This window comes from Dubosiella newyorkensis, from assembly GCF_001945605.1.
GTDB classification, from domain to species: domain Bacteria; phylum Bacillota_I; class Bacilli_A; order Erysipelotrichales; family Erysipelotrichaceae; genus Dubosiella; species Dubosiella newyorkensis.
The window spans coordinates 1-598 of record NZ_MPKA01000131.1 but is presented as its reverse complement, the minus strand read 5'-3'; the positions used below and the strand labels follow the sequence as shown (position 1 = coordinate 598).

Sequence of the window (598 nt, the reverse complement as noted above, 5' to 3'; positions counted from 1 at the left end):
AAACTTCCGGCGGACATGCGCCCAGCACAATGCTCGTTTTGTGTTCTCGATCTGGCTGTAGCCTCCATATCCATCGGTTACCAGAAATCCTTCAAAACCTTCCAGGAACGCTTTCGGATATCGGCTTTGGTACTATGTCAAGTTTGAGGACAACCTAAATTTCTGTTTTTTGACAAATCCGAAAAAATTTGTTCCACTTTCCATTGACTACGGGTCCCTATCCCTAAGAACCCATTTCTTGTTGCTTTTCAAACTCCCAGCTCTTGCTGCGGCTTGAAAAGCCCCAAGCTTATCTTAGGGATCCCCATCGTCAATGACGCTTCTCAATTTTTTTCTAAACGCATCTTTTTCAATATCTTGTAGTTTTTCTCGTATTCCATCGGGGATTCGTATCCGCAATGGGAATGGATCCGGATCGTATTGTAGAATCCTTCTATATATTCGAATACGGCTTTCTTCGCTTCTTTCATTGTTTCGAAATGGTAGAAGTTGATCCATTCTCTCTTGATCAGTGAATGAAAGCTTTCGATGCAGGCGTTGTCCCATGGATTGCCTTTTCTCGAATACGATCTTTCCATTCCTTCTGTCTTGTTTTTGT

Annotated in this window: 1 protein-coding gene and 1 pseudogene; both read right to left on the bottom strand. The window is 42.5% G+C overall.

The features are described 5' to 3' along the window. Positions 1-114 (bottom strand): annotated as a pseudogene (locus BO225_RS11275) (IS66 family transposase); the annotation flags it as partial. A 209-nt stretch (positions 115-323) separates the two neighbouring features. Continuing rightward, positions 324-598, bottom strand: a 275-nt coding sequence (locus tag BO225_RS11270) for an integrase core domain-containing protein (RefSeq protein WP_143356704.1), incomplete at its 5' end; no start/stop codon positions are given.